The 22,315-nt window shown below is 71.4% G+C and carries 22 protein-coding genes; 9 read left to right on the top strand and 13 right to left on the bottom strand.

From position 1 onward, the window contains the following. Positions 1-15 precede the first annotated feature (15 nt). Positions 16-1,224, bottom strand: a complete 1,209-nt coding sequence (locus tag Pph01_RS25055; RefSeq protein ID WP_204075607.1) for a glycosyltransferase — start codon at positions 1,222-1,224, stop codon at positions 16-18. Positions 1,225-1,556: 332 nt separating this feature from the next. Between Pph01_RS25055 and Pph01_RS25050 the strand changes: the two genes are divergently transcribed. Together Pph01_RS25050 and Pph01_RS25045 are read left to right on the top strand one after the other, a co-directional pair. Then, positions 1,557-1,802 carry a BON domain-containing protein gene (locus tag Pph01_RS25050; RefSeq protein WP_204075606.1) on the top strand — a complete coding sequence of 82 codons (246 nt, stop codon included), beginning with the start codon at positions 1,557-1,559 and terminating at the stop codon, positions 1,800-1,802. Then, positions 1,799-2,530 carry a metallophosphoesterase family protein gene (locus Pph01_RS25045; protein WP_204075605.1) on the top strand — a complete coding sequence of 244 codons (732 nt, stop codon included), beginning with the start codon at positions 1,799-1,801 and terminating at the stop codon, positions 2,528-2,530. Before Pph01_RS25050 ends, Pph01_RS25045 begins: the two co-directional genes overlap by 4 nt. Positions 2,531-2,862: 332 nt before the next feature. Here the strand turns inward: Pph01_RS25045 and Pph01_RS25040 are convergent, their stop codons facing one another. Together Pph01_RS25040 and Pph01_RS25035 are read right to left on the bottom strand one after the other, a co-directional pair. Next, positions 2,863-3,012, bottom strand: coding sequence for a GPGG-motif small membrane protein (locus tag Pph01_RS25040; RefSeq protein WP_203885462.1), 150 nt, complete (start codon positions 3,010-3,012; stop codon positions 2,863-2,865). A 197-nt stretch (positions 3,013-3,209) separates the two neighbouring features. Then, a complete protein-coding gene (locus Pph01_RS25035) occupies positions 3,210-3,773 on the bottom strand; it encodes a DUF6328 family protein (protein ID WP_204075604.1) in 564 nt (187 codons plus the stop codon). A gap of 192 nt (positions 3,774-3,965) precedes the next feature. Here Pph01_RS25035 and Pph01_RS25030 point away from each other — a divergent pair, with 192 nt between their 5' ends. Continuing rightward, positions 3,966-4,562 (top strand): nucleotidyltransferase family protein, encoded by a 597-nt coding sequence (locus Pph01_RS25030; protein ID WP_204075603.1) that lies wholly within the window; start codon positions 3,966-3,968, stop codon positions 4,560-4,562. A 166-nt stretch (positions 4,563-4,728) separates the two neighbouring features. Here Pph01_RS25030 and Pph01_RS25025 read toward each other — a convergent pair whose 3' ends face one another. The 5 genes from Pph01_RS25025 to Pph01_RS25005 form a co-directional block, all read right to left on the bottom strand. Continuing rightward, a complete protein-coding gene (locus Pph01_RS25025) occupies positions 4,729-5,091 on the bottom strand; it encodes a PRC-barrel domain-containing protein (protein ID WP_204075602.1) in 363 nt (120 codons plus the stop codon). A 142-nt stretch (positions 5,092-5,233) separates the two neighbouring features. Further along, positions 5,234-5,863 carry a GNAT family N-acetyltransferase gene (locus tag Pph01_RS25020; RefSeq protein WP_204075601.1) on the bottom strand — a complete coding sequence of 210 codons (630 nt, stop codon included), beginning with the start codon at positions 5,861-5,863 and terminating at the stop codon, positions 5,234-5,236. Between the two features lie 88 nt (positions 5,864-5,951). After that, positions 5,952-6,833 carry a TIGR03854 family LLM class F420-dependent oxidoreductase gene (locus tag Pph01_RS25015; protein ID WP_204075600.1) on the bottom strand — a complete coding sequence of 294 codons (882 nt, stop codon included), beginning with the start codon at positions 6,831-6,833 and terminating at the stop codon, positions 5,952-5,954. A 61-nt stretch (positions 6,834-6,894) separates the two neighbouring features. Beyond that, a complete protein-coding gene (locus Pph01_RS25010; RefSeq protein WP_204075599.1) occupies positions 6,895-7,683 on the bottom strand; it encodes an MBL fold metallo-hydrolase in 789 nt (262 codons plus the stop codon). Then, positions 7,680-8,678 carry a cyclic nucleotide-binding domain-containing protein gene (locus Pph01_RS25005; protein ID WP_204075598.1) on the bottom strand — a complete coding sequence of 333 codons (999 nt, stop codon included), beginning with the start codon at positions 8,676-8,678 and terminating at the stop codon, positions 7,680-7,682. The genes Pph01_RS25010 and Pph01_RS25005 overlap by 4 nt, the downstream gene beginning before the upstream one ends. 132 nt (positions 8,679-8,810) lie before the next feature. Between Pph01_RS25005 and Pph01_RS25000 the strand changes: the two genes are divergently transcribed. Genes Pph01_RS25000 through Pph01_RS24975 form a run of 6 tightly spaced genes read left to right on the top strand, consistent with a single transcriptional unit; the run spans position 8,811 to position 18,973 of the window. Then, positions 8,811-10,112 carry an adenylate/guanylate cyclase domain-containing protein gene (locus tag Pph01_RS25000; protein WP_204075597.1) on the top strand — a complete coding sequence of 434 codons (1,302 nt, stop codon included), beginning with the start codon at positions 8,811-8,813 and terminating at the stop codon, positions 10,110-10,112. A gap of 1 nt (position 10,113) precedes the next feature. Continuing rightward, positions 10,114-10,788, top strand: coding sequence for an ABC transporter ATP-binding protein (locus Pph01_RS24995; protein ID WP_204075596.1), 675 nt, complete (start codon positions 10,114-10,116; stop codon positions 10,786-10,788). After that, positions 10,785-13,178, top strand: coding sequence for an ABC transporter permease (locus Pph01_RS24990; protein WP_204075595.1), 2,394 nt, complete (start codon positions 10,785-10,787; stop codon positions 13,176-13,178). Before Pph01_RS24995 ends, Pph01_RS24990 begins: the two co-directional genes overlap by 4 nt. A 2-nt stretch (positions 13,179-13,180) precedes the next feature. Continuing rightward, on the top strand, positions 13,181-15,583 hold the full coding sequence (locus Pph01_RS24985) for an ABC transporter permease (RefSeq protein ID WP_204075594.1): 2,403 nt from the start codon (positions 13,181-13,183) through the stop codon (positions 15,581-15,583). Positions 15,584-15,632: 49 nt separating this feature from the next. Next, complete coding sequence (locus tag Pph01_RS24980) at positions 15,633-17,537, top strand: sensor histidine kinase (protein WP_204075593.1); 1,905 nt, start codon at positions 15,633-15,635, stop codon at positions 17,535-17,537. Continuing rightward, entirely contained in the window at positions 17,534-18,973 is a 1,440-nt protein-coding gene (locus Pph01_RS24975) for a phytoene desaturase family protein (protein WP_204075592.1), read from the top strand. Before Pph01_RS24980 ends, Pph01_RS24975 begins: the two co-directional genes overlap by 4 nt. On the opposite strand, the gene Pph01_RS24970 is transcribed toward Pph01_RS24975, so the two are convergent. From Pph01_RS24970 to Pph01_RS24950, 5 genes are all read right to left on the bottom strand, one after another. Next, on the bottom strand, positions 18,939-19,313 hold the full coding sequence (locus Pph01_RS24970) for a response regulator (RefSeq protein WP_204075591.1): 375 nt from the start codon (positions 19,311-19,313) through the stop codon (positions 18,939-18,941). The genes Pph01_RS24975 and Pph01_RS24970 overlap by 35 nt on opposite strands. 46 nt (positions 19,314-19,359) lie before the next feature. Continuing rightward, positions 19,360-20,049 (bottom strand): response regulator transcription factor, encoded by a 690-nt coding sequence (locus tag Pph01_RS24965; RefSeq protein ID WP_308441918.1) that lies wholly within the window; start codon positions 20,047-20,049, stop codon positions 19,360-19,362. A 56-nt stretch (positions 20,050-20,105) separates the two neighbouring features. Further along, entirely contained in the window at positions 20,106-20,525 is a 420-nt protein-coding gene (locus tag Pph01_RS24960; RefSeq protein WP_204075590.1) for a CoA-binding protein, read from the bottom strand. Between the two features lie 38 nt (positions 20,526-20,563). Next, the gene (locus Pph01_RS24955) at positions 20,564-21,160 is read right to left on the bottom strand and encodes a GNAT family N-acetyltransferase (protein WP_239116994.1); all 597 of its coding nucleotides are present in this window, start codon (positions 21,158-21,160) and stop codon (positions 20,564-20,566) included. Between the two features lie 103 nt (positions 21,161-21,263). Further along, entirely contained in the window at positions 21,264-22,271 is a 1,008-nt protein-coding gene (locus Pph01_RS24950; protein ID WP_204075589.1) for a sugar phosphate isomerase/epimerase family protein, read from the bottom strand. Positions 22,272-22,315 lie beyond the last annotated feature (44 nt).

Genomic DNA, 22,315 nt, shown 5'->3' with positions numbered 1-22,315 from the left:
TCGGGATGCTCATGCTCAGGAGAGGCTGCGCTCCAGCCCCCGGGCGGCCAGCACCTCGTCGTAGACGGCGAGAGTCTCCGAGGCGATGCGGCGCCAGCCGTACCTGACCTTGGCCCGGTCCGCTCCGGCGATGCCGTACGCCGTGCGGCGGACGCCGTCGTCGAGGAGGCCCCGCAGGGCCTTCGCGAGCGCCAGCGGGTGGCGCGGCGGTACGAGGACGCCGGTCACGCCGTTGACCACGGTCTCCTTCTGACCGCCGACGGCGGAGGCGACCACGGGGACGCCGCACGCCATCCCCTCCAGGGCGACCATCCCGAACGGCTCGTACCAGGGGACCGAGACGAGTGCCGCCGCCGAGCGCATGAGCGAGGGCAGTTCGGCCCTGCCGACCCGGCCGATGAAGCGCACCCGGTCGCTGACGCCCGCGCGGGCGGCGATCCACCGCAGGCGGGTGACCTCGGCATCGCGGTGCAGCTCGGAGGCCGCGGGACCGCCGGCGACGACCAGCTCCACGTCGGGCAGGTGGCGCAGGGCCTCGATGCTCGTCTCCACGCCCTTGCGCCGCACCAGCCTGCCCACCGACAACAGCCGCGTACGGCTGGGCCGCTCGCGCGGCTCGACGTGGTGGTTGAAGACGGCGGTGTCGACCCCGCAGGGCACGACCCGGGCGGACCGGCGGGGCACCCGCATGCGGATCAGCTCGTCGACCTCGTCGTGGCAGGTCGCGATGATGGCGTCCGCCCGCCGGCCGATCGAGCCCTCGGCCCGGATCCGGTCGCGCGGGCTCGCGTCCGCGGGGCCCTGGTGGCGCCGCTTGACGACGCCGAGGGCGTGGTAGGTGTGGACGACCGGGACGTGCGCGCGCTCGGCAGCCTCCAGGGCGGCGACGCCGCTCATCCAGAAGTGGCTGTGCACCACGTCCGGCCGGTCGACGGTCCACCGGTCGCGCAGCCACGCGCCGAAGTCGGGGATCCAGGGCAGAATCTCGTCCTTGGAGATCGGGACGGCCGGTCCCGCGGGCACGTGCACCACGGTCAGCCCCGGTCCGAGCTCGACGGTCTGTGGGGTGTTCTCGTGATCTCTGCGGGTGTAGACGGTCACCTCGTGCCCGAGGCCGGCGATCTCCCGGGCGAGGGCGCCCACGTGGACGTTCTGGCCGCCGGCGTCCACGGCGCCGGGAACGGCGAGTGGGCTGGCGTGTTCCGAGATCATGGCGATCTTCACTGGGTTCCTCCGTGAGGGGCGGCGTCGACCACCTGGCTCGGGGATCACGGAGCCCAGGTGAAGGTGCCCGGCGGCCGGGCTGATGGGGGCTGCGGGTGGCGTGGCCGAACGATCGTGAAGTCGCCGGATCGGGAGTGGAGTCTCACCGACGTGCGAGAAGGTGACCCGTTCCCGAGAACGCTCCTCCGGCAGGCATGTTCGTGCCACGGAGGTACCTGCGTCTTAGGCACCGAGGTCTGAATTGACCATATCCAGGTAATTGCATCTCAAACCCCTGCGTTTTACTCGGGAGGCCCCGGGCAGCGATAGCCGTACAGGATGAGGGGGAAGTCATGGAGACGCCGCAGTACGTGGCGGCCCGGATCCAGCGGGCTCTCGCGGAGGACGAACGCACCAACGAACTGGGCATCCGCGTGGACGTACGCGGGGACCAGGTATTCCTTCGCGGTCAGGTGTCCTGCGAGGAGCGCAGGCACGGCATTGAGGACGTCGCCCGGGAGGCGGCTCCGGGGCTGACGGTCCACAACGAGATTCGGCTCATGGAAGTACGCGACCCGGGGGAGGAGGAGCACCTGTGAGAGCACTGCGAATCGCCGCGGTGGCGGACATCCACCTCGGCGAGGACATCCGGGGCCACTATCGCAAGAAGCTCGAGGGCATCGAGCACCGGGCCGAGGTCCTCCTCGTGGGGGGCGACCTGACGAGGCACGGCACCAGGGAGGAGGGCCGGGTGGTCGCCGAGGAACTCGGTGACCTGCCCATTCCCGTGGTCGCCGTGCTCGGGAACCACGACTACCATTCCGACGCCGAGGATGAGATCGCCGCGATGCTGCGTGACGCCGGGGTCATCGTTCTCGACGACGACGCCGTGGTGCTGTCCCTCGACGGGGTACGGTTCGGCGTCGCGGGCGGGAAAGGCTTCGGGGGCGGGTTCGCCGGAAAGTGCGCGAGCGAGTTCGGCGAGCCGGAGACCAAGGCGTTCGTACGGCACACCAAGGAGATCGCGGAGCGGTGGCGCCATGCGCTCAAGGACCTGGACTCCGACCACAGAGTGGTGCTCAGCCACTACTCGCCGGTCAAGGACACGCTCGCGGGCGAGCCGCCGGAGATCTATCCGTTCCTCGGCAGTTACCTGCTGGCCGAGGCGGCCGACGCCGAGGGGGCCGATCTCATCGTCCACGGCCACGCGCACCTGGGCACGGAGAAGGGCATGACGCCGGGCGGGATCCGCGTGCGGAACGTCGCGCTGCCCGTCATCGAGCACGCGTACGTCGTCTACTGCCTCGACGGCGAGGCTGTGCACTGATCGAGCCTGTGCACTGATCGAGCCTGTGCGCTGGTCGATGGCGTGCACTGGTTGCGGCTGTGCGCTGGTCGATGGCGTGGCGGCGCGCTGATCGCGCAGGCGTAGGGGGGCAACCCTCGCGGGCGCCCGCGCCGCTGAACGCTGAAAGGCAGGCGATGAAGAAAGGCCGTCCCGGATCGCGACCGGGCGGCCTTTTCCCGTTTCCCGCCTCCGTCGGCATGTGTTTCCGCGGACGCTTCCGGACGTTTCTGGATGGTTCCGGTTGAAACGAGCAGGACGGCGGCCGGCTTGACGCCGGCCGCCGTTTTCGTCCGCTGTTCGAGGGGTGACGGCTATGGATTGAAAATGCTGACGCCTCCGGGGCCGACGAGGAACCCGAGGACGATGAGGACGATCCCCCAGAGGATGTCCCGGCGAGCCAGGATGACGTAGATCCCGGCGATCACGAGTACGACGGCGATGAGCCAGAGCAGTGTAGCCATGGCCCTCCACTGCCCTGACAAATGACCTCATAACATCAGCAGGTCGCAGGGGTCGGTGTTTTTGCCGATGAACGCCAATTGGAAGGTATTTGCTTTAAGTAGGAAATATGGGCATCAGCCGGAAATGCCCCACAGGGCTGCCAGCGTGTGCCGATCTGCCCGGAATGTGCCGATCCGCATGGGGATGTGCCACTCCGCTAAGGGGCGTCGCCCCGGTTGCCGCTCTGGCCACCGTCGTGGCCACCGTCGTGGCCGCTCTCCCGGTCGCTGCTTCGGTCGCCCTCCCGGGCGCGCAGCAGTGAGACGAGGGGCTGGATGAACCACAACCAGGCGCTCAGCGCGGCGATCGCCGCGGCGATGACCACCGCGAGCCACAGACCGGTCAGGGTGTGGACGACCAGGCTCGTCGAGCACACCATGGAGATCGCCAGCGCGATTCCGCCCACGACGCCCAACCGGTTGGCGCGGCGCAACAACAGTGCCTTGAGCCCCGATCTGAACAGGATCCGGTGCTGGGTCGCGGGCGCGATCAGGCAGATCGACGCGAGCGCCGCCGTGATGACCGCGATGAGGAACAACGAGTGACCCGCCTTGCCGATCTTGCCGAAGCCGGCGGAGAAGGGCAGCGTCAGGAGGAAGGCGAACAGGACCTGGACCCCGGTCGCCGCGACCCGCAGGCCCTGGAGGAGCTCGATGAGCTCGCGGTCCAGCCGTTCCTTCGGGCTCTCGGGGTCCGGCGACGTCTGCGTCTTGTCGTTCATCGGTGTCACTCACCGGTGTCGTTCATCGGCGCCGTGCACGGCGACCGGAACCCGGAAGCCGGTGCGTGGAGATCCACCTCCACGCCGGGTCCACGACGTCGTCGTCACGCTGGATTTCTCGGAGGATGTCGTACATGGGACGCGGTCTACCCGGGATTGTTTGCGGCGAACATACCGGGGCAAGCGTCGTAAGTGAGTAGTCATGGGCACGCTGTCACCGAAGCGATCCTCGAAACGCTCAAGCGCGCCGGCTCCGGTCTCAAGGAGGCGGGCGTGCGGTTCGCCCTGGCGGGAGGCTGCGCGGGTTACGCGCGCGGCGCCGCGCCGTCCCTTCATGACGTCGACTTCGCCCTGATCGAGGAGGACGTCCCGCTCGCGTTCAAGACCTTGGAGAACCTCGGCTTCCGTACGGCGCGGCCGCCGGAGGACTGGCTGGTCAAGGCGTTCGACGAGGACGGGGTGCTGGTCGACATGATCTACTCGATCGCCGACCGGCCGGTGACCGAGGCCATGATCGCCCGCGCGGATATGATCAACACGGCGGCGCTCAGCCTGCCGGTTTTGGAGGCCACCGACCTGGTGATCTCCTGGATCCTCCCGCTCTCCGAGCACAGCTGCGACTACGGCGCGCAGCTTCCCGTGGTCCGCGCCATGCGGGAACAGGTCGACTGGGATCGGGTGGCGTCGGTCGTGGCGCCGTCGCCCTACGCGTCGACGTTCCTCACCCTGCTCGAACGGCTCCGCGTCATCGCCCCGACCTCGCCGTCGCCGGACGTCGACTGGCCGTGAGGCGAACCGCGCCGACGAGACAGCGCCGATGAGATCGCGCTGAGGAGACCGCGCTGAGGAGACCGGCTCGAGGAGGCCGCGCCGAGAGACCGAGGAGACAGACGAGGCAAGACGAAGGGGGCCGCGCCAGCGGGCGCGGCCCCCTTCTCGTGACGATCGACCGAGCTTACGGAGCGCCCCAGTAGGGGAAGCGCCCGTAGTACTCGCCGAGGGTGTCCCGGTAAGCCGACTCCTTGAACGCCGACTCGTCGAACTCGGGAGCGTTCTTGATCTCCTGCTTGGTCCTGCCCACGAAGATCTTCCGTTCCACGGGGTCGATCTGCGTGACCACGCTCGCGGGCAGCATGACCTTCTTGCCGAAGATCCACGGGCCGGTGTCGACGATGAGGTAGCTCTGACCGACCTCGTAGGTCGCGTCGTCGACCGACCCGATCTTGCCGTCGGTGGCCTCGACGTCGTACCCCACGACGTCCGCCGCCTGTCCGGTGTCGTATACGCCGTTGGGATACGACCAAAGATCCGGTGTCATGGTTCTCCCTTCGTCGAGCAGCCACCTACCCGACGCGGTGGAGCGAAACATCCGCATCCGTAAGGCTCGGGTCACCCCGCGGACAGGTCGCCCTTCAGAGGTGCGGGACGACGGTGAGGGAGTCCCCGGACGGAGACCGGTCTCAGACGCCGAACTGGTCGCGGCAGCCGTCCAGGCCGTGGATCTCCACGGGGACCGGGCTGGTGAAGTCGTCCCGCAGCAGGCGCAGGCGCTGGTTGACGCGCCGCCTGCCCTGGACGACCTGGGGCTGGATGCCGTTCTCCCGGTAGCCCAGCTTGCGCGAGACCGCGAGCGAGGCGGGGTTGTCCGTGAAAGCGGACGACGTGGCCGACTCCGCGCCCAGCCCCTCGAACGCGAAGTGCAGCACGGCGGCGCGCATCTCGGTGCCGAGGCCCCTGCCCTGCCAGGCCCGGCCGAGCCAGGAGCCCGAGGAGACCTCGCGCGTGACCGCGAAGTCGATCCCCGCCACGGTCTGGGAGCCGATGACCTGGCCGTCGTGCACGACCATGAAGTTCGCGTGCCAGTTCTCCCGCCGCCAGGAGGCCAGGGACCCGAGGTGGTGCTGGATCGAGGCGATCGGGAGGATATCCGCGGGCGCGGCCGTCCAGGGAATGCCGAACGGCATGAAACCGGGCTCGTGCACGCCTTCGAGTACACGGTCGACCAGCGCGTCCAGGTCGTCGAGCGAGGGCAGGCGCAACTCGAGGCGCGGCGTGGTCAGACGGAGATCGAAGATGGGCCAGTGGCGCATGGCCCGATTTTCACGGACGACTAGCGGCTCGGCATCTGAATTTCCGCGGCCCGGCTCAAGTCCACCTCGTCTCCATGGTCTCCATGGTCTACGTGGTCTCCATGGGCTTCAGTTCGCGAGCGAAGTCGTGCAGGAACTCCTCCATCGCGGGCGCGGGCCCGGCGGGCCGTACGACGAACTTGGTGATGCCCTGCGCAACGTAACGCTCGATGAGGTCGCGGGCGGCCTGCCAGCCGTCGGGGACGAACGCCGCGAGGTCGGCGTCCGGGCGGCGACGCCGGACCGCGGCGGCGAGATCGTCGGAGACGCCCGCGGTCGCGATGGCGAGGCTGACGCCGAAATGGTCCTCCTCGATCTCGCGCGCGGCCTCGGCCGCGTGGGCCTGAATGGACGCCCGCGCCGCGCCCGCCTCCTCCGGGGTGACGAAGCTGGCCAGCCAGCCGTCGCCGAAGCGGCCGACCCGGCGCAGCGCCCGGGGTCCGCTTCCGCCGAGCCAGATGTCGAGCGGTCGCGCGGGAAGCGGGCCGACGCCCACGTCCTCGATGGTGTGGAACTCGCCCTTGAAGGTCACCCGCTCCTGCCGGAGCAGCAGTCGCAGCACCTCCATCGACTCGTCGAAGACCGCGCCGCGCGACTCGCCCGGCACGGGGAAGAAGGCGCGCTCCTGAGGGCGGGCCGGCAGCAGACCGAACGCGGGCAGGACGCGCCGGGGCGCGAGGGCGGCCAGTGAGACGAGTTGTTTGGCGACCAGCACCGGATGCCGGCCGGGCAGGATCGCGACACCAGTGCCGACCTTCAGCCGCTCCGTCCTGGCCAGGGCGTAGCCCATGCCGACCACCGGCTCGACCGACGAGCCGAGGACGAGCTCGGACAACCACAGGGAGTCGATTCCGAGAGCCTCCGCCAGGTCGACGGTCTCGGCGAAGCGGTCGGCGCGTGTGGCCGCCGATATTCCGATCCGAACCTTCACCGCTCCATTCGACCACGATTCGTTCTCCGAACCCAGATGTGGCCGGACCGTGGCCTCCGCGTCACGGCGCTCCGACGGAGAGGACGTCGCCCTGCCGGGCGAGCTCGACGCCGGTGGCGGCGACGGCGTCCAGGGCGTGGTCCGTACGGCCGGGCGCGTGGTGGGTCAGGACCAGCCGCCGCGCTCCGCAGCGCCGCGCGAACGCGACCGCGTCGCCGATGGTGGCGTGGCCGTACGCGTCGGCGGTCTCCTGCTCGGCGGGCAGGAACTGGCCGTCGTGGAGCAGGAGGTCGGCTCCTGACGCGAGCTTCTCCGCGGCCGCGGACTCGATCTGCGGACAGTGGTCGGGGAGGTAGGCCACGCAGACCCCGTCACCCTCGACCCGGATCCCGTGGGTGACGCCGCCCTTGTGGGCGATCTCCGCCACGCGCACGGTGTACCCCTCGACGACTCCGTCGGCGGACGTGCGGAACCGCCAGTCGCCGTGCAGCCCTCCGGGGTCGATCGGGAAGTGCGGCGGCGACATCATCCGGGCCAGAAGACTCCGCGGGTCCTCGTCACCGGGCAGGTGGAGGTCCACGCGGGCGTCGGGCCGGTCAACCGGCGGGCAGAAGGGCAGGCCCTGCAGGTGGTCCCAGTGGAGGTGGGTGAGCATGATCGAGCCGCGGAACGGCTCTCCGCCGAGCAGACGGCCGAGTCCCCGCAGGCCGGTGCCCGCGTCGAGCACCAGCCGGGGGACGTCCGAGTCGTCGGGCAGGACGGCGACGCAACTGGTGTGCCCGCCGTACCGGACGAACTCGGGACCGGGTGCGGGTGTCGACCCCCGCACGCCGAGCAGGGCGAGTCTCACGCGAGCGAGTCCTCTCGGCGGTGGCCTTCCGCGAGGCGGGCCAGGGCGGCGACGTCGATGATGTCGGGGGAGGCCTCGGCGACCCGGACGGGCGTGCTCGCGGTCAGCGTCGCCGTACGGAGGCCGCCTTCGAGCACCGCGCGCTCGCCCAGGATGGCGCCGGGGCCCAACTCTGGCAGCGCCCTGCCGTCCACGTCGACGGTGAGGACCCCGTCGAGGAGCAGGAACAGCGACGAGCCCGGCTCGCCCTGGCGGACCAGCACGGTGCCGGCCTCCAGCGAGCGGATCACGGGCTTGCGTCCTCCGCGCATGATGAGCGCCGACATCTCGCGCTCCAGCGCGGTCTCCGCCGCGGTGACCAGGACCGGCGAGTCCTCGTCGCCCCATGGCGTGCTCTCGGCCCCCTCCTGGCCGGCCCACGTCTTGTAGTCGGTGAGGCCGGCCTTCATGGCCAGCGTGTCGTCGGCGCCGTAGACCCAGTGCCGGGGGAAGGGGCTCGCGCCGGACAGGCTGCCCTCGGCCCTGCCGTCGGCGTGCAGCGTCAGGGAGAGCGTGGTCCACACGAACGGGGACTGCAGCCGCAAATACGGCGGGCGGGAGCTGCGCCGCGGAAGAGGCATCGCCGTGCGGCCCCCGACGGTCTGGGAGAACCGGATCCACCCGTCCCCGATCTCGGGCTCGGGGCGCAGGTCCGGCAGGGAGAAGGCGGCGAAGGTCACGCCGAGCCGGCCCAGCCGTACGGTGGTCGACCCCATGATCAGGCCGCCGCGGGCGCCGTGGTCCACCAGGACGCCGCCGTCGAACTCGGCCCAGGCCTCCAGCCGATGGGCGAGGCGGAAGGCGTCGGCGGCACGCAGCGCCTCCAGGTCGTCGATCGTGTCGGGAGGCGGCTCGTCGTAGTGCGCGATGCCCATCGTGAAGGCCGGCTTGGTGTAGCCCTTGACGGCCTCCGACGGGATCCAGGAAACGGACGTGAGGTGAGATGTGACTCGCATGGTCTCGACGGTAGGAACCACGGCCGCCTCACACGAGGGCGTCACCCTGCCATCGCACGGGGGTGCCAGCACCCCCCTTCCTTCGTCCCAGCACCCTTTCTGGAGGGGACACGCCCGATATCTAATCGGCTCGTGGATCGGATCACGCTGGTGCTCGCGGACGACAACCTCATCGTCCGCGAAGGAGTGCGCGCTCTGCTCGCCCACGACCCCGCCCTCGAGGTCGTGGGGCTCGCGGCCGACTACGACGAACTGGTCTCGGCCGCGGTGCGGCTGCGCCCGCAGGTCATCGTCACCGACATCCGGATGCCGCCCACGTTCCAGGACGAGGGCATCGAGGCCGCGCGCGAGGTGCGCAGGCGGCTGCCGGGAACCGGGACGGTCGTGCTCAGCCAGTACGACGACCCCGAGTACGCCGTCCGGCTGTTGGGCGACGGCGCCGCGGGCTACGCCTACCTCCTCAAGGACCGCGTGTCCGACGCGGGACTGCTCGGCCGGGCGATCCGCGCCGTCGCCACCGGGGGATCGCTCATCGACCCGATGATCGTGCGGGAGCTCATGGACCCCGCGCGCGACGAGGGCGAGCTGTCGGAGGCGAAGGAGAGCCTGCTCCGCCAGGTCGCCGAGGGAAGACCGGTCAAGGCGATCGCCCTGGCGAGCGGGGACACGCCCGAGGCCGTGAACGCCGCGATCGAGCAGCTGTTCCTCGAACTCGCCGAGGGGGCGAGCAGGGGACGGCAGAGCGCGCTGCGCCGGCTGCGCATGTTGCACACCGCGATCCTCCGCCGGGAGGAGCAGGGCGAGACGTTGTCCCGGCTCCTGCCGAGCGGCCTGGCGGACAAGCTCCGCATGGACCGCGGCGCGATCGAGCGGACCGAACGCCTGAACGTCACCGTCCTCATGTCCGACGTGCGCGGCTACTCGGGTATCGCGGAGAGCACCGACCCCGCCGTCCTCGCCGGACAGCTCAACGCCCACCGCAGGGCGATGAACGCCGCGATCCTCAACGCCGGCGGGACCGTGATGCAGTACGTCGGGGATGCCGTGATGGCCGTCTTCGGCGCGCCCGACCCGTCGCCCGGCCACGCGGACAGCGCCATCAGGGCCGCCTGCGACATGCACGTACGGCAGGCCGCGCTGGACACGGAATGGGCGGCCCAGGATCTCGCCCCGTTCTGGCTCGGCATCGGCCTGTCCACCGGAGAGGTGGCGGCGGCCCTGCTCGGCAGCGACGAGCGGGTCGAGTACACGCTCGTGGGCGACACCGTGAACCTCGCCCAGCGGATGCAGGACCTGGCCCGTCCCGCGGGGACGGTCGCCGCGGAGGCCACCGTCCGCGCGGGCGGCGTCGCCTGGCCGTGGAAGTCCCTGGGCGCGCGCCCGGTCAAGGGACGCAGCACCCCCGTCAACGCCTATCACCTGGTGGTGAACTGACATGCCCACCGCTGTCGAGATCAAAGGGGTCAGACGCACCTTCACCGCGGAACTGGCCCCCGTCCGCGCGCTCCGCGGCGTCGACCTGTCCGTGGACGAGGGCGAGTTCGTCGCCGTGACCGGCCCGTCGGGCTGCGGCAAGTCGACCCTCCTCAACGTCATCGCCGGTCTCGACACGGTGGACGAGGGCACCGTCGAGGTCGCGGGGGAACGGGTCGACGGCCGCGACGAGGACTGGCTGGCCCGGTTCAGGCGGCACCACGTCGGCTTCGTCTTCCAGTTCTTCAACCTGCTCGACGGCGTCTCCGCGCTGGACAACCTCGTCATGCCGGGAGTTCTGGGCGGCATGAAGCGGCGGGCGGCCGAGACCCGGGCACGCGACCTGCTCGACCTGCTCGGACTGGGCGACCGCACCCACCAGGTGCCCGCCGTGTTGTCGGGAGGACAGCGCCAGCGCCTGGCCATCGCCCGCGCCCTGGTCAACGAGCCGACGCTCCTGCTCGCCGACGAGCCCACCGGGGCGCTCGACAGCGAGGGCGGCATGGAGGTCCTCGAGCTGTTCCGCAGGCTCCACGACGACGGCCAGACGATCATCATGGTCACCCACTCGCCTGAGGTGGCCGGGGGGGCGGGCCGTGCCGTACGGCTGCGCGACGGCAGGGTGGACGCGCCGTGACCGTCGTCCGGACGTGGCTGCGCATCGAGCTGCGCCGGCGGTGGCGGCCGCTTGTGGTGCTGGCTCTGCTCGTCGCGTTCTCCACGGTCACGGTGTTGACCGCGTTCGCGGGCGCCCGCAGGGGAGACACCGCCGCGGAGCGGCTCATGGCCGACACGCTGCCGACGACCCTTGTCGTCCTGCCCAACGAGCCCGGCTTCGACTGGGACAAGATCCGGGCGCTGCCCGAGGTCGAGGCGCTGACGGTGTTCGCCGTGTCCGGCTTCGGCGTCGACGGCATCCCACTTGCGGACAACGTCTCCGCGTTCCCCGTGGTCGACGACGAGGTGCTGCACACCATTGAACGTCCCGTGGTGCTCGAAGGGCGGCTGCCCGACCCCGCACGGGCGGACGAGGTCGTGGTCACCCCGCTCTTCCCGGTCTTCTACCACCGGGGCGTGGGAGACCGGCTCATGCTGCGGCTGATGTCCGAGGAGCAGGCGGCCGACCTCGAGTACGACCCGGCCAGTGGCGTGCCGCTCGCGGGCCCGGCAGTCGGGGCACGGATCGTCGGCGTCATCCGTTCGCCCTGGTTCTCCGACAAGGTCGGCGCCAAGGGGTCCGTGGTCGCGTCCCCCGCTCTGTACGCCCGCCACCAGGACAACTTGGTCGGCGCTGGAGGCGTCCACAATGCGCTCGTCCGCCTCAAAGGCGGGATGGACGCGGAGCGCGGCTTCCGTGAGGGCCTGGCCAGGGAGGCGGGACGCAACGACATCGACATCTGGGACGTGAAGGACAAGTTCCTCACTCCCGTGCAAAAAGTGGACAGGTTCGAGGCGGCATCCCTGCTGGCCTTCGGGCTGGCGGCGCTCGCCGCCGCGGTCGTGCTGGTCGGCCAGTCGGTGGCGCGGTACGCCACCGCCACGGTGGCCGACCTCCAGGTGCTCCGGTCTGTGGGGCTCGCCCCCATGCAGGGCGTCATGCTGGCCTCGACCGCCCCCTTCCTGGCCGCGCTCGGCGGGGCGACACTGGGCGTCGTGGGAGCCGCCGTCGCGTCGATCTGGATGCCCATCGGATCGGCGTCACTGATGGAGCCCGCACCCGGGTTCGACGTCGACTGGCTGATCCTCGGAAGCGGATGGGTGCTCGCTTCCCTTCTGGTGCTGGGCACGGCGGCCGCCGCAGCCGCGGTCGCCCTGGTCGTGCGCCAGGGCGGGGGATCTCCCCGGCGTTCGGCGGTCGCGCTCGCGGCCGCCCGGCTGGGACTGCCCGTGCCGGCCGTGGTGGGGGCCAGGTTCGCCCTGGAACCGGGACGCGGGCGCTCCGCGGTGGCCGTGCGACCCGCGCTGTTCGGCGCCGTCGCCGGAGTGCTCGGGGTGCTCGCCGCCTTCACCTTCTCCGCCGGAGTGCGTGACGCGGCGGCCCATCCCGAACGGTTCGGGCAGACGCACCAGGTCGAGGCCTTCGCCGGGTTCAACGGTGAGGACCTGGGACCCGTGGATCAGGCCCTTCCGCAGATCGCCGGAGATCCAGACGTCGCTGCGGTGAACGCCCCGCGGATCGCCGTCGCCGAATCGGGCGAGACCTCGGTGACGACCTACACCTACGACCCCGTGAGCAGGCCGTTCCCCGTCGTCGTGATGGAGGGGCGGATGCCCTCGGCGGCCGACGAGATCGTGCTCGCGCCGCTCAGCGCGGACGCCCTCCACGCGAGGGTCGGCGGGCAGGTACGGCTGGCGAGCGGCGGCGAACCGGTGACCATGAAGGTGACCGGTATCGGCTTCCTGCCGTTCGGCCCTCACAATGACTACAGCGACGGGGCGTGGGCCACTCCCGAGGGATACGACCGGCTCTTCGCGAAGGCCCGCTACTCCTTCAAGTTCCACGTCGTCCACGTGGTGCTCAGGGACGGAGCGGATCCGGCGGCCGTGGCCGCGCGGCTGTCCGCCGGGACCGGGCTTCAGTTCATCCCGAGCCCTCCCCCTCCGCAGGTACAACAGATCCGGGACGTCGAGGCGCTGCCCATCGTGCTGGCCGGGTTCCTGGCGGTGCTCGCCGTCGGCGCGGTCGGCCACGCCCTGGCCACGGCCGTACGGCGGCGCCGCCACGAGGTGGCCGTGTTGCGTGCGCTGGGCATGACCCGTCCGCAGGCGCGCTGGGCGGTGGTCACCCAGGCCACCCTGCTCGCGGTGGTGGGGCTCGCCGTCGGCGTTCCGCTGGGCGTGGCTCTGGGCCGCACGGTCTGGCGGCTGGTGGCGGACTTCATGCCGCTCGACTACCTCGTGCCCGTCGCGTTCTGGGCGTTGCTGTTGGTCGCGCCGGTCGCGTTGCTGCTCGCCAACCTGCTTGCCGCCTGGCCGGGCCGCCTCGCCGCCCGGCTCCGCATCGGCCACGTCCTCCGGACGGAGTAGCCATGATCACCATGTGGCTCCGGCTGGAACTGCGCCGCCGCTGGCGGCCGCTGCTGGTGCTCGCCCTCCTCGTGGCCTTCGCCACCGCGACGGTCCTGGCCGCCTTCGCCGGCGCCCGCCGCGGCGTCACCGCGGTCGACCGGCTTCAGGCGGGGACCCTGCCCGCCACCATCGCCGTCCTGCCCAATCAGCCGGACTTCGACTGGGAGAAGATCCGGGCGTTGCCGGAGGTCGAGGCGCTCACGCTGTTCCCCGTCTCGGCCTTCGGTGTGGACGGCATCCCCTGGAGCGCCCATGTGGACGCCTTTCCTCCCATGGACGACGGGTTGCTGAGGACCATCGAGCGGCCCGTCATCCTGGAAGGGCGACTCCCCGATCAGTCGCGTGTCGACGAGGTCGTCGCCGCCCCGGGCTTCCTCGCCTCCTTCCACCGGAAGGTCGGAGATCAGCTGACCCTGCGGCTCGCGACGCCGAAGCAGATCAACCGCGAGGACTTCGACCCGGCCACCGGTGAGGCGTTCGGCGGTCCCACGATCAAGGCGCGGATCGTCGGCGTGATCAAGTCGCCGTGGTTCGCGGAGGATGTCGGATCTCCGGGAGGCGTGCTCCCGTCGTCCGCGCTCGTGGCGCGATACCGGGACAACCTCATCGGGCCGGGCAGTTTCATCAACGCTCTGGTGCGCCTGAAGGGCGGCGCCGCCGACGTCGAGAGCTTCCGCGATGGTCTGGCGGCGGCCACCGAACGCAACGACATCGACGTCTGGGACATCGACGCCAAGCTCCAGGAACCCCGCCGGCAGTTGAACCACTTCGAGGCGGTCTCTTTGACGGCCTTCGGGCTGGCGGCTCTCGCCGCGGCGATCGTTCTGGTCGGCCAGTCGGTGGCGCGGTACGCCGCTGCCACCGCGGCCGACCTGCAGGTGCTGCGCGCCGTCGGGCTGGCCACCCGCCAGGGCATCGTGCTGGCGGCCGCGGCCCCCTTCCTGGCTTCCCTGGCCGGCGCGACGCTCGGTGTCGCGGGGGCGGCGGTCGCCTCGTTGTGGATGCCCATCGGAGCGGCGTCCCTGTACGAGCCTGCTCCCGGCTTCGACGTGGACTCGCTGGTCCTGGTGGCCGGGTGGGTGCTCGTCCCCGTCCTCGTGCTGGCGGGGGCCGGTGGGGCGGCGGCCTTCGCCCTGGTCGTACGGCACGGCGAGGGATCACCGCGCCGGTCCGTCGTCGCGCTCACCGCGGCGCGACTGGGCCTGCCCGTGCCGATGGTGGTCGGCGCCCGCCTGGCCCTGGAGCCCGGCCGCGGGCGCAGCGCCGTGCCTGTGCGGCCCGCGCTGGTCGGGGCCGTCACCGGAGTGCTCGGGGTGCTGGCCGCGTTCACGTTCTCCGCCGGGGTCCACGACGCGGCGACCAATCCGGAGCGGTTCGGCCAGACCCACCAGTTGCAGGCCTACGTCGGCTTCAACGGCGACGACATGACGCCCACGCCAGTCAAGGAGCTACTTCCCAAGATCGCTAAGGATCCGCAGGTCGCGTCCGTCAACGACTCCCGGATCGCGGTCGCGGAATCCGTCGGGACCGCGAATCCCACCTCGGTGACCACCTACACCTATGCCCCCATGGGAGGGCCGTTCCCGGTGGTCATGCTCGAGGGACGGCTGCCCGCCGGCGCCGGAGAGATCGTGCTCGCCCCGGGCAGCGCGGACAGGATGGGGGCGGAGGTCGGCGGACGGGTTCGGCTGGCCAGTGGAGGCGCGCCGGTGACGATGACGGTGACGGGGATCGGCTTCGTGCCGGCGGGCTCCCACAACAACTACAGCGACGGCGCGTGGACCACTTCCGCCGGCTACGACCATCTGTTCGAGGATGCGAGCACCCTGTTCAAGTTCCACCTGGCCCACGTGGCGCTGCGCCCGGGCGCCGCTCCCGAGGCAGTCGCCGCCCGGCTGTCGTCCATGGGGGCCGGGTTCGCCCCACCCGATCCCCTCCCGGAACTGCGGAAGATCCGTGACGTGCAGGCGCTGCCCATCGTGCTGGCCGGATTCCTGGCGGTGCTCGCCGTGGGCGCGGTCGGCCACGCCCTGGCCACGGCCGTACGGCGGCGCCGCCACGAGGTGGCCGTGTTGCGTGCGCTGGGCATGACCAGGAGGCAGGCCCGATGGGCGGTGGTCGTCCAGGCCACCCTGCTGGCCCTGGTGGGGCTCGCCGTCGGCGTTCCGCTGGGTGTGGCGCTTGGCCGCACGGTCTGGAGGCTGGTCGCCGACTTCATGCCGCTCGACTACCTCGTGCCGGTCGCGTTCTGGGCGCTGGTGCTGGTCGGACCGGTCGCGCTGCTGCTCGCCAACCTGCTCGCCGCGTGGCCAGGCCGCCTCGCTGCCAGGCTCCGCATCGGCCACGTTCTCCGGACGGAGTAGGCGGCGTGAATCCTGGCGTGGATCCTGAGGTGATGTCAGGGGTGAGGTCATGGTCGTAGCCTCCGCCGTCCTCGTGGCGGCTTGGCTGGTCGTCGCCGCCGGTGCGCTGGCGGCCGAGCGCAGGGCGCTGGTGCGTGCGGCCCTGCTGGTCGCGGTCGCGCAGGGGGTGGCGACGGTCTGGCCGGCGTGCACACCCCTCGCGGTGGCCGCCTGGTTCGCGTGCGGTCTCGGCCTGCCCGACGGCGAACTGGGGTCGTGGACGCGCCGCGGATTCGCGGCCGCGGCCTTCGCCGCCGCCGTGGTCTGGAGCGTCCTGATGGCCATCGCCGGGACGACGCCGAACGTGGGAGTCGTGGCCGGCGTCGTGGCGGCGGCGTCGGCCGTCGCGCTCGCGGCGGTGCTGCTGCGGTGCCCTCGCGCTCCCGCCGGACGGCGCCGCACGCTCCAGTGGGTCGCGGCGGCCGCCGTGGTGACGGTCGCCACGGACGCCGTGCTGGTCGCGACGCACCTCCTGCTCGGCGCTCCCGACGACGTGATCACCTCGGTGCTCGCGTCGATGGTCGTCCTGCCGCTCGGCGTGTTCCTCGGCCAGGTGTCCTTCACGGCCAGGTTCTCCGAGCGGGGGCTGGTCGAGGCCATCGTGGTCGCCGGGCTGGCGATGCTGGTGGTGGCGGTCTACCTGGTGGTGGTCATCGGGCTCGCCAGGTCGCCGGAGGAACCGGAGCGAGAGGTGCTGCTCGCGAGCGTGATCGCCTCCCTCACCGCCGTCGGGCTGGGACTGCCGCTCCGTTTCCGGCTGGTGTCGTTCGGGGAGGGGCTGCTCGGGCGGCGCGGGCAGACGCCGGAGGAGGCGCTGGCCTCGTTCGGAGCCCGGATGAGCCGCGCCGTGCCGTTCGACGAGCTGTTGTTGCAACTGGTGGAGTCGCTGCGCGCGACGCTCGGCCCCGCCGGGGCGGAGGTCTGGGTGGGCACGGAGGGCGTGCTGCACCGGACGGTCAGCGTCCCCGAGCGGGAGGACGCCGTGCTGACGCTCGACGAGAAGGAACGCCTGGTCGTCGGACGCACGCGCATCGGCGGCCCGGCCTGGATGTCGGTCTGGCTGCCGTCCCTGATCGACGACAGGGACGCCCCGATCCGGGTCGCTCCCGCGGCGCACCTCGGGGATCTCCTCGGCCTGCTCGTCGTGCGCCGGCCGTCCGACGGCGTCGAGTACTCCGACGAGGACGACCGGGTGCTCATCGAGCTCGCCCGGCAGGTCGGCCTCGCGCTGCACAACATGCGCCTCGACTCGGCGCTCCAGGCCTCGCTGGAGGAGTTGCGCCAGCGCAACGAGGAACTCCAGGCGTCGCGGTTGCGGATCGTCACCGCCGCCGACGCCTCCCGCCGCGCCATCGAGCGCGACCTGCACGACGGCGCCCAGCAACATCTCGTCGCGCTGTCGGTGAAGCTGGGGCTGGCGGGCGAGCTCATCAAGGAGGATTCGGCCCTCGTGGCCGAGATGCTGGAGGAGTTGCGGGCCGACGTGCAGAGCACCAACGCGGCCTTCCGCGAACTGGCGCACGGCATCTATCCGCCCCTGCTGCGCGACCACGGCCTGGGGGAGGCCCTGCGGTCGATCACCCGGCGCGTGGCCCTGCCGTACGAGGTCGACGTGGACCTGCCGCGCCGCTTCTCCGAGCAGGTCGAGGCGGCCGTCTACTTCTGCTGCCTCGAGGCGATCCAGAACGCGGGCAAGTACGCGGGGCCGGACGCCTCGATCGAGGTGCGCATCCACCTGGACGGCGACCTGCTGAGATTCTCGGTGAGCGACGACGGGGCGGGATTCGACAGCGGCAACGGGCACGGCCACGGGTTCGTCAACATGGCCGACCGCCTGGGGGCGATCGGCGGGCGGTTGCGCGTCGCGTCCACGCCCGGAGCGGGAACCACGATAAGCGGGGAAATTTCGATATGAGTCGGTTTGATGCAGAGTTCGACGCGGTCGTGGTCGGCTCCGGCCCGAACGGGCTGATGGCCGCCGTGACGATGGCCGAGGCGGGCCGGCGGGTGCTGCTGGTCGAGGCGGCCGGGGTGTGCGGGGGCGGGCTGCGCACCGAGGAGTTGACGCTTCCCGGGTTCCGCCACGACGTCTGCGCGACCATCCTGGCGATGGCGCTCGCGTCCCCCGCGTTCCGCGGGCTCGATCTCGACGTCGAGTGGGCGCACCCTCCGGTGCCCGCCGCGCATCCACTGGACGGGCGGCCCGCCGCTCTGGTGCACCGCGATCCCGAGCGGACGGCCGAGTCGTTCGGCCGTGACGCGGTGGCGTGGCGTGCAACCGTGGGCGCCGCCGTACGGGCCGGTTTCCCCCTGGTCGACACCCTGCTCGCCCCGCTCTCGCCGCCGAAGGCGCCCTTCAGCGCCGCCCGTTTCGGAGCTCCCGCCCTGCTGCCGCTGACCTGGCTCGCCCGGTCGGCGTTCCGCACGCCCGAGGCGCGTGCCGTACTCGCCGGGATGGCCGCGCACTCGATGCTCGACCTGCGCGCCCCCCTCACCTCCGGGTACGGCATGCTGCTCGCGGTCCTCGCCCATCAGGTGGGCTGGCCGGTCGCGCGCGGGGGCTCCCAGGCGCTGGCGGACGCGCTGGTGAGCCGGCTCCTCCGGCACGGCGGCGAAGTCGTGACGGGCCACACGGTACGGAGCCTGGACGAGTTGCCGCCGGCCAGGTCGATCCTGCTCGACCTCACGCCGCGCCAGGTCGTCGCCGTTGCGGGGGACCGGCTTCCGGCCGCCTACCGGCGGCGTCTGACGCGTTTCCGGTACGGTCCCGGCGTCTTCAAGATGGACTGGGCGCTGTCCGGCCCCGTCCCGTGGCGGGACCCCTCGGTCGCGTCCGCGGGGACGGTCCACCTGGGCGGCACCATGGAGGAGATCGCCCGGAGCGAGACCGACGTCGCGAGAGGGAGGCATCCGGAGCGGCCGTTCGTGCTGGCCGTCCAGCCGGGTGTCGCGGATCCGAGCCGGGCCCCCGCGGGCGCCCACGTCCTGTGGGCGTACTGCCACGTGCCCAACGGCTCCGACATCGACATGAGCGCGGCGATCGAGGCGCAGATCGAGCGGTTCGCACCGGGGTTCCGCGACGTCGTGCTGGCGCGCCACACGATGGGGCCGGCGGCGCTCGAACGGCGCAATCCCAACCTCGTCGGCGGCGACATCGGAGGCGGCTCCGCCCAGGCCGGCCAGTTCGTGGGCAGGCCCGTCTACCGGGCGCACCCGTGGGCGACGCCGGTCGACGGCCTCTACATCTGCTCGGCCAGCACTCCGCCCGGGCCGTCCGTGCACGGTATGGGGGGACTGCAGGCGGCGCGGCTGGCCCTCAGACGGGAAGAGCGCGCAGCAGCGCGGGTGTGAGGTCGTCCTTGCGGATGTAGGTGAGCGCTCCGCAGGTCGCGGCGTCGGGGGGCAGATCGTCGGCCGCGTAGGTGGACAACAGGACGATCTTGGTTTCCGGAGACCGCGCGAGGATCCGGCGCGTCGTCTCGATCCCGTTGATGCCGGGCAGGTTGATGTCCATGAGGATCATCGTCGGGTGGGCGAGTGCCGCCTGGTCGTAGGCGTCCTCGCCGCTCTCCGCCTCACCGATCACGCGCCACCCCGGCAGAAGGCGCACGAGGGCGCGCGCCACGGAACGGAAGGGCGCCTGGTCGTCGACGATGAGCACGTCCACGTACGACGCCTCCTTAGCGGTCATGCCTTCAGCCTGCCCGAAAGGGCAGAACCCACCAAGGTTGCGGACCCTACATTTTCTGGGTGCTAGCACCACCTTTTTGGGCCGACAGATACAGCAGAACCGCCATGACCCGCCGGTTGACGTCCGGTTCGGCGCCGAGCCCCAGCTTCGCGAACAACGCGTTGATGTGCTTCTCCACCGCGCGCTCGGTCAGGAAGAGCGCAGCCCCGACGGCCGCGTTGCTCTTGCCCTGCGCGATCTGGGCCAGCACGTCGCGCTCCCGGGCGGTCAGCCCGGCGAGCGGGGAGGCCTTCGCGCGGATCGAGTCCGTCACCAGCGCCTCCACCACGGCCGGGTCGATGACCGAGCCTCCCGCCGCCACCGTGCGGACCGCGTGGATCAGCGCCTGCGGATCGCCGACCCGTTCCTTGAGCAGGTAGGCCCGCCCGGTGCTCCCCGTGGCGAGCAGCGGGGTGGCGTACGCCGGCTCGGCGTACTGCGACAACACGACGACGCCCATGCCGGGACGGCTCGTCTGGAACCCGGTGGCGGCCTGGATGCCCTCGTCGGTCGAGGTCGGGGGCATCCGGATGTCGGTCACCACCACGTCGGGGGAGTGCTCGGCCACGGACGCCAGCAACTGGGGCAGGTCGGCGGCGGTGTCCACGACCTCCAGGTCGTCCTGCAGATCGAGCACCCGCCGCACGCCCTCGCGCACGAGGAAGGAGTCCTCCGCTATGACTATCCGAATCGCCACGCAGGAAGCTTATTCCGCTACGGGCGCCGGATTCCGGACGGACGGTCAGTAGCGGATCAGGCCTCGCGGCGCAGCACCCACTCGACTCCCGGGCAACGGTCCATGACCACGTCGAGCCCGGCGTCGAGGGCGCGCTGCGCGGCGGCCTCGTCGATCACGTCGAGAGGCAGCCAGACGGCGCCGGTGCCCGCCGCGATCGCCTCGTCGACGACGTCGCCGGCGAACTCGGCCCGCCGGTACACCCCGACGACGTCGACCGGGAACGGAACGTCGGCCAGCTTCGCGTAGCCCTGCTCACCCAGCACGGTCTTGGCGGCGGGGTGGACCGGGACGATTCGCTTGCCCCTCTTCTGGAGGAGGTTCGCCTGCTGGTAGGCCGTACGGTCCGGGTCGTCGCCCAGGCCGACGAAGGCCCATGTCTTCGACTCGTTGAGCAGGCGCCTGATGACATGCAGATCCGCGAAACGATCGTCCATGTCTGTCGCAACACGCCGGGCCTCCCGGCGCTTCCCGTTCAGGGACGGCGTGCCCGGGCCGGCTCGTTGATCCGGGCGTGCACCTCCATGTCGTGCCACCCGTCGGCGTGGAGGAGAGCGCTGCGCAGCGTGCCCTCGTAGGCGAAGCCCGCCTTGTCCGCCACGAGGCAGGACGCGGTGTTGTACGTGGAGTGGTGCAGTTCCACCCGGTGCAGCCCCAGATCCTCGAACGCCCATCGAGTCGCCTCGACCGCGGCCCGGACGGACACCTCACGCCCGCGGGCGTCGGGCAGGATCCAGTAGGTGACCTGAGCCAGCCCTTCCGCCAGATGGATGTCACGCAGGGAGACGCGGCCCAGAACCTCGTCGGCGGCCGGGTCGGTGACGGCCCAGCAGGCGTCCGTCTCGGTCCGCCAGCGCACCGGCCACTGGGCGATCCAGTCGGCCGCCTGGTCGAGGGAGGTCATCGAGCGGCGGTGCCAGCGCTGGATGGCCGGGTCGGAGAAGGCCGCCAGCACGGCGGGGGCGTCGTGGGGGAGCCAGGAGCGCAGGAGCAGGTCGCCCGCCCGGAGGTCGGGCTGCTCGTTGTCGCGCATCCAGCCGGGAGCCACGACGGGAAAGGGATGGGATGGCACGAGCCCATTCTTCCCTCCGACCGAGGAGAGACATGTCACCGGGTCGGCCGTGGCGCGACGCGGGAGGGGCCCGCCGGTGCGGCGCGACCCCTCCCGCGGACCGTCACTCGCTGGAGAACGCGGCGTCGAAGGCCGCGTCGGGCGGGGTGATGGCGTTGAGGGTGCGGATGTAGGCGAGGGCCTCGGGAGCGCCGGCGAGGCGGTCCATGCCCGCGTCCTCCCACTCGATCGAGATGGGGCCGTCGTAGCCGATCGAGTTGAGGGCGCGGAAGCAGTCCTCCCAGGGGACGTCGCCGCGTCCGGTGGAGACGAAGTCCCAGCCCCGGTGCAGGTCGGCCCAGGCCAGGTGCGACGACAGCCGGCCGCGGCGGCCGTCGCCGATGCGGACCTTGGCGTCCTTGCAGTCGACGTGGTAGATCCGGTCGGCGAAGTCGAGGATGAAGTTCACCGGGTCGATCTGCTGCCACACCATGTGGGAGGGGTCCCAGTTCAGCCCGAACGCGGGGCGGTGGCCGATGGCCTCCAGCGTGCGGACGGTGGTGTAGTAGTCGTAGGCGATCTCGCTGGGGTGGACCTCGTGGGCGAAGCGCACGCCCACCTCGTCGAAGACGTCCAGGATCGGGTTCCACCGGTCGGCGAAGTCCTGGTAGCCCCTGTCGATCATGTCTGGGGGCACCGGCGGGAACATCGCGACGGTGTGCCAGATCGACGAGCCCGTGAAGCCGATCACGGTGTCGACGCCGAGCTTGGCGGCCGCGCGGGCGGTGTTCTTGATCTCCTCCGCGGCGTTGGCGCGCACCTCTTCGGGGTCGCCCGAGCCCCAGATGCGGGCGGGCAGGATGCCCTTGTGTCGCTCGTCGATGGGGCTGTCGCAGACCGCCTGCCCCACCAGGTGGTTGGAGACGGCCCACACCTTCAGGTTGTGCTTGTCCAGCATCTCCAGCTTGCGGGGGACGTAGTCGGGCTCGGCCAGCGCGCGGTCGACCTCGAAGTGGTCGCCCCAGCAGGCGATCTCCAGCCCGTCGTAGCCCCACTCCGAGGCCAGGCGGCAGACCTCCTCGAAGGGCAGGTCGGCCCACTGGCCGGTGAACAGCGTTATCGGTCGTGTCATGAGTCCTCCACGGTGACGAAACGGCTGCCGTCGGCCGCGCTCTT

Origin of the sequence: Planotetraspora phitsanulokensis (assembly GCF_016863295.1) — a bacterium.
Lineage (GTDB): Bacteria > Actinomycetota > Actinomycetes > Streptosporangiales > Streptosporangiaceae > Planotetraspora > Planotetraspora phitsanulokensis.
Note: the sequence above shows the minus strand (reverse complement) of the source record. Positions and strands in the feature narration are given on the sequence as shown.

Coding starts and splice junctions, on each gene's coding strand:
- Pph01_RS25005 (WP_204075598.1), bottom strand. CDS start 8,678: ATGCGAGTCACATCTCACCTCACGTCCGTTTCCTGGATCCCGTCGGAG.
- Pph01_RS25025 (WP_204075602.1), bottom strand. CDS start 5,091: ATGACACCGGATCTTTGGTCGTATCCCAACGGCGTATACGACACCGGA.
- Pph01_RS24970 (WP_204075591.1), bottom strand. CDS start 19,313: ATGACCGCTAAGGAGGCGTCGTACGTGGACGTGCTCATCGTCGACGAC.
- Pph01_RS25020 (WP_204075601.1), bottom strand. CDS start 5,863: ATGCGCCACTGGCCCATCTTCGATCTCCGTCTGACCACGCCGCGCCTC.
- Pph01_RS24975 (WP_204075592.1), top strand. CDS start 17,534: ATGAGTCGGTTTGATGCAGAGTTCGACGCGGTCGTGGTCGGCTCCGGC.
- Pph01_RS24995 (WP_204075596.1), top strand. CDS start 10,114: ATGCCCACCGCTGTCGAGATCAAAGGGGTCAGACGCACCTTCACCGCG.
- Pph01_RS24950 (WP_204075589.1), bottom strand. CDS start 22,271: ATGACACGACCGATAACGCTGTTCACCGGCCAGTGGGCCGACCTGCCC.
- Pph01_RS25050 (WP_204075606.1), top strand. CDS start 1,557: ATGGAGACGCCGCAGTACGTGGCGGCCCGGATCCAGCGGGCTCTCGCG.
- Pph01_RS24960 (WP_204075590.1), bottom strand. CDS start 20,525: ATGGACGATCGTTTCGCGGATCTGCATGTCATCAGGCGCCTGCTCAAC.
- Pph01_RS25040 (WP_203885462.1), bottom strand. CDS start 3,012: ATGGCTACACTGCTCTGGCTCATCGCCGTCGTACTCGTGATCGCCGGG.
- Pph01_RS24985 (WP_204075594.1), top strand. CDS start 13,181: ATGATCACCATGTGGCTCCGGCTGGAACTGCGCCGCCGCTGGCGGCCG.
- Pph01_RS24980 (WP_204075593.1), top strand. CDS start 15,633: ATGGTCGTAGCCTCCGCCGTCCTCGTGGCGGCTTGGCTGGTCGTCGCC.
- Pph01_RS25035 (WP_204075604.1), bottom strand. CDS start 3,773: ATGAACGACAAGACGCAGACGTCGCCGGACCCCGAGAGCCCGAAGGAA.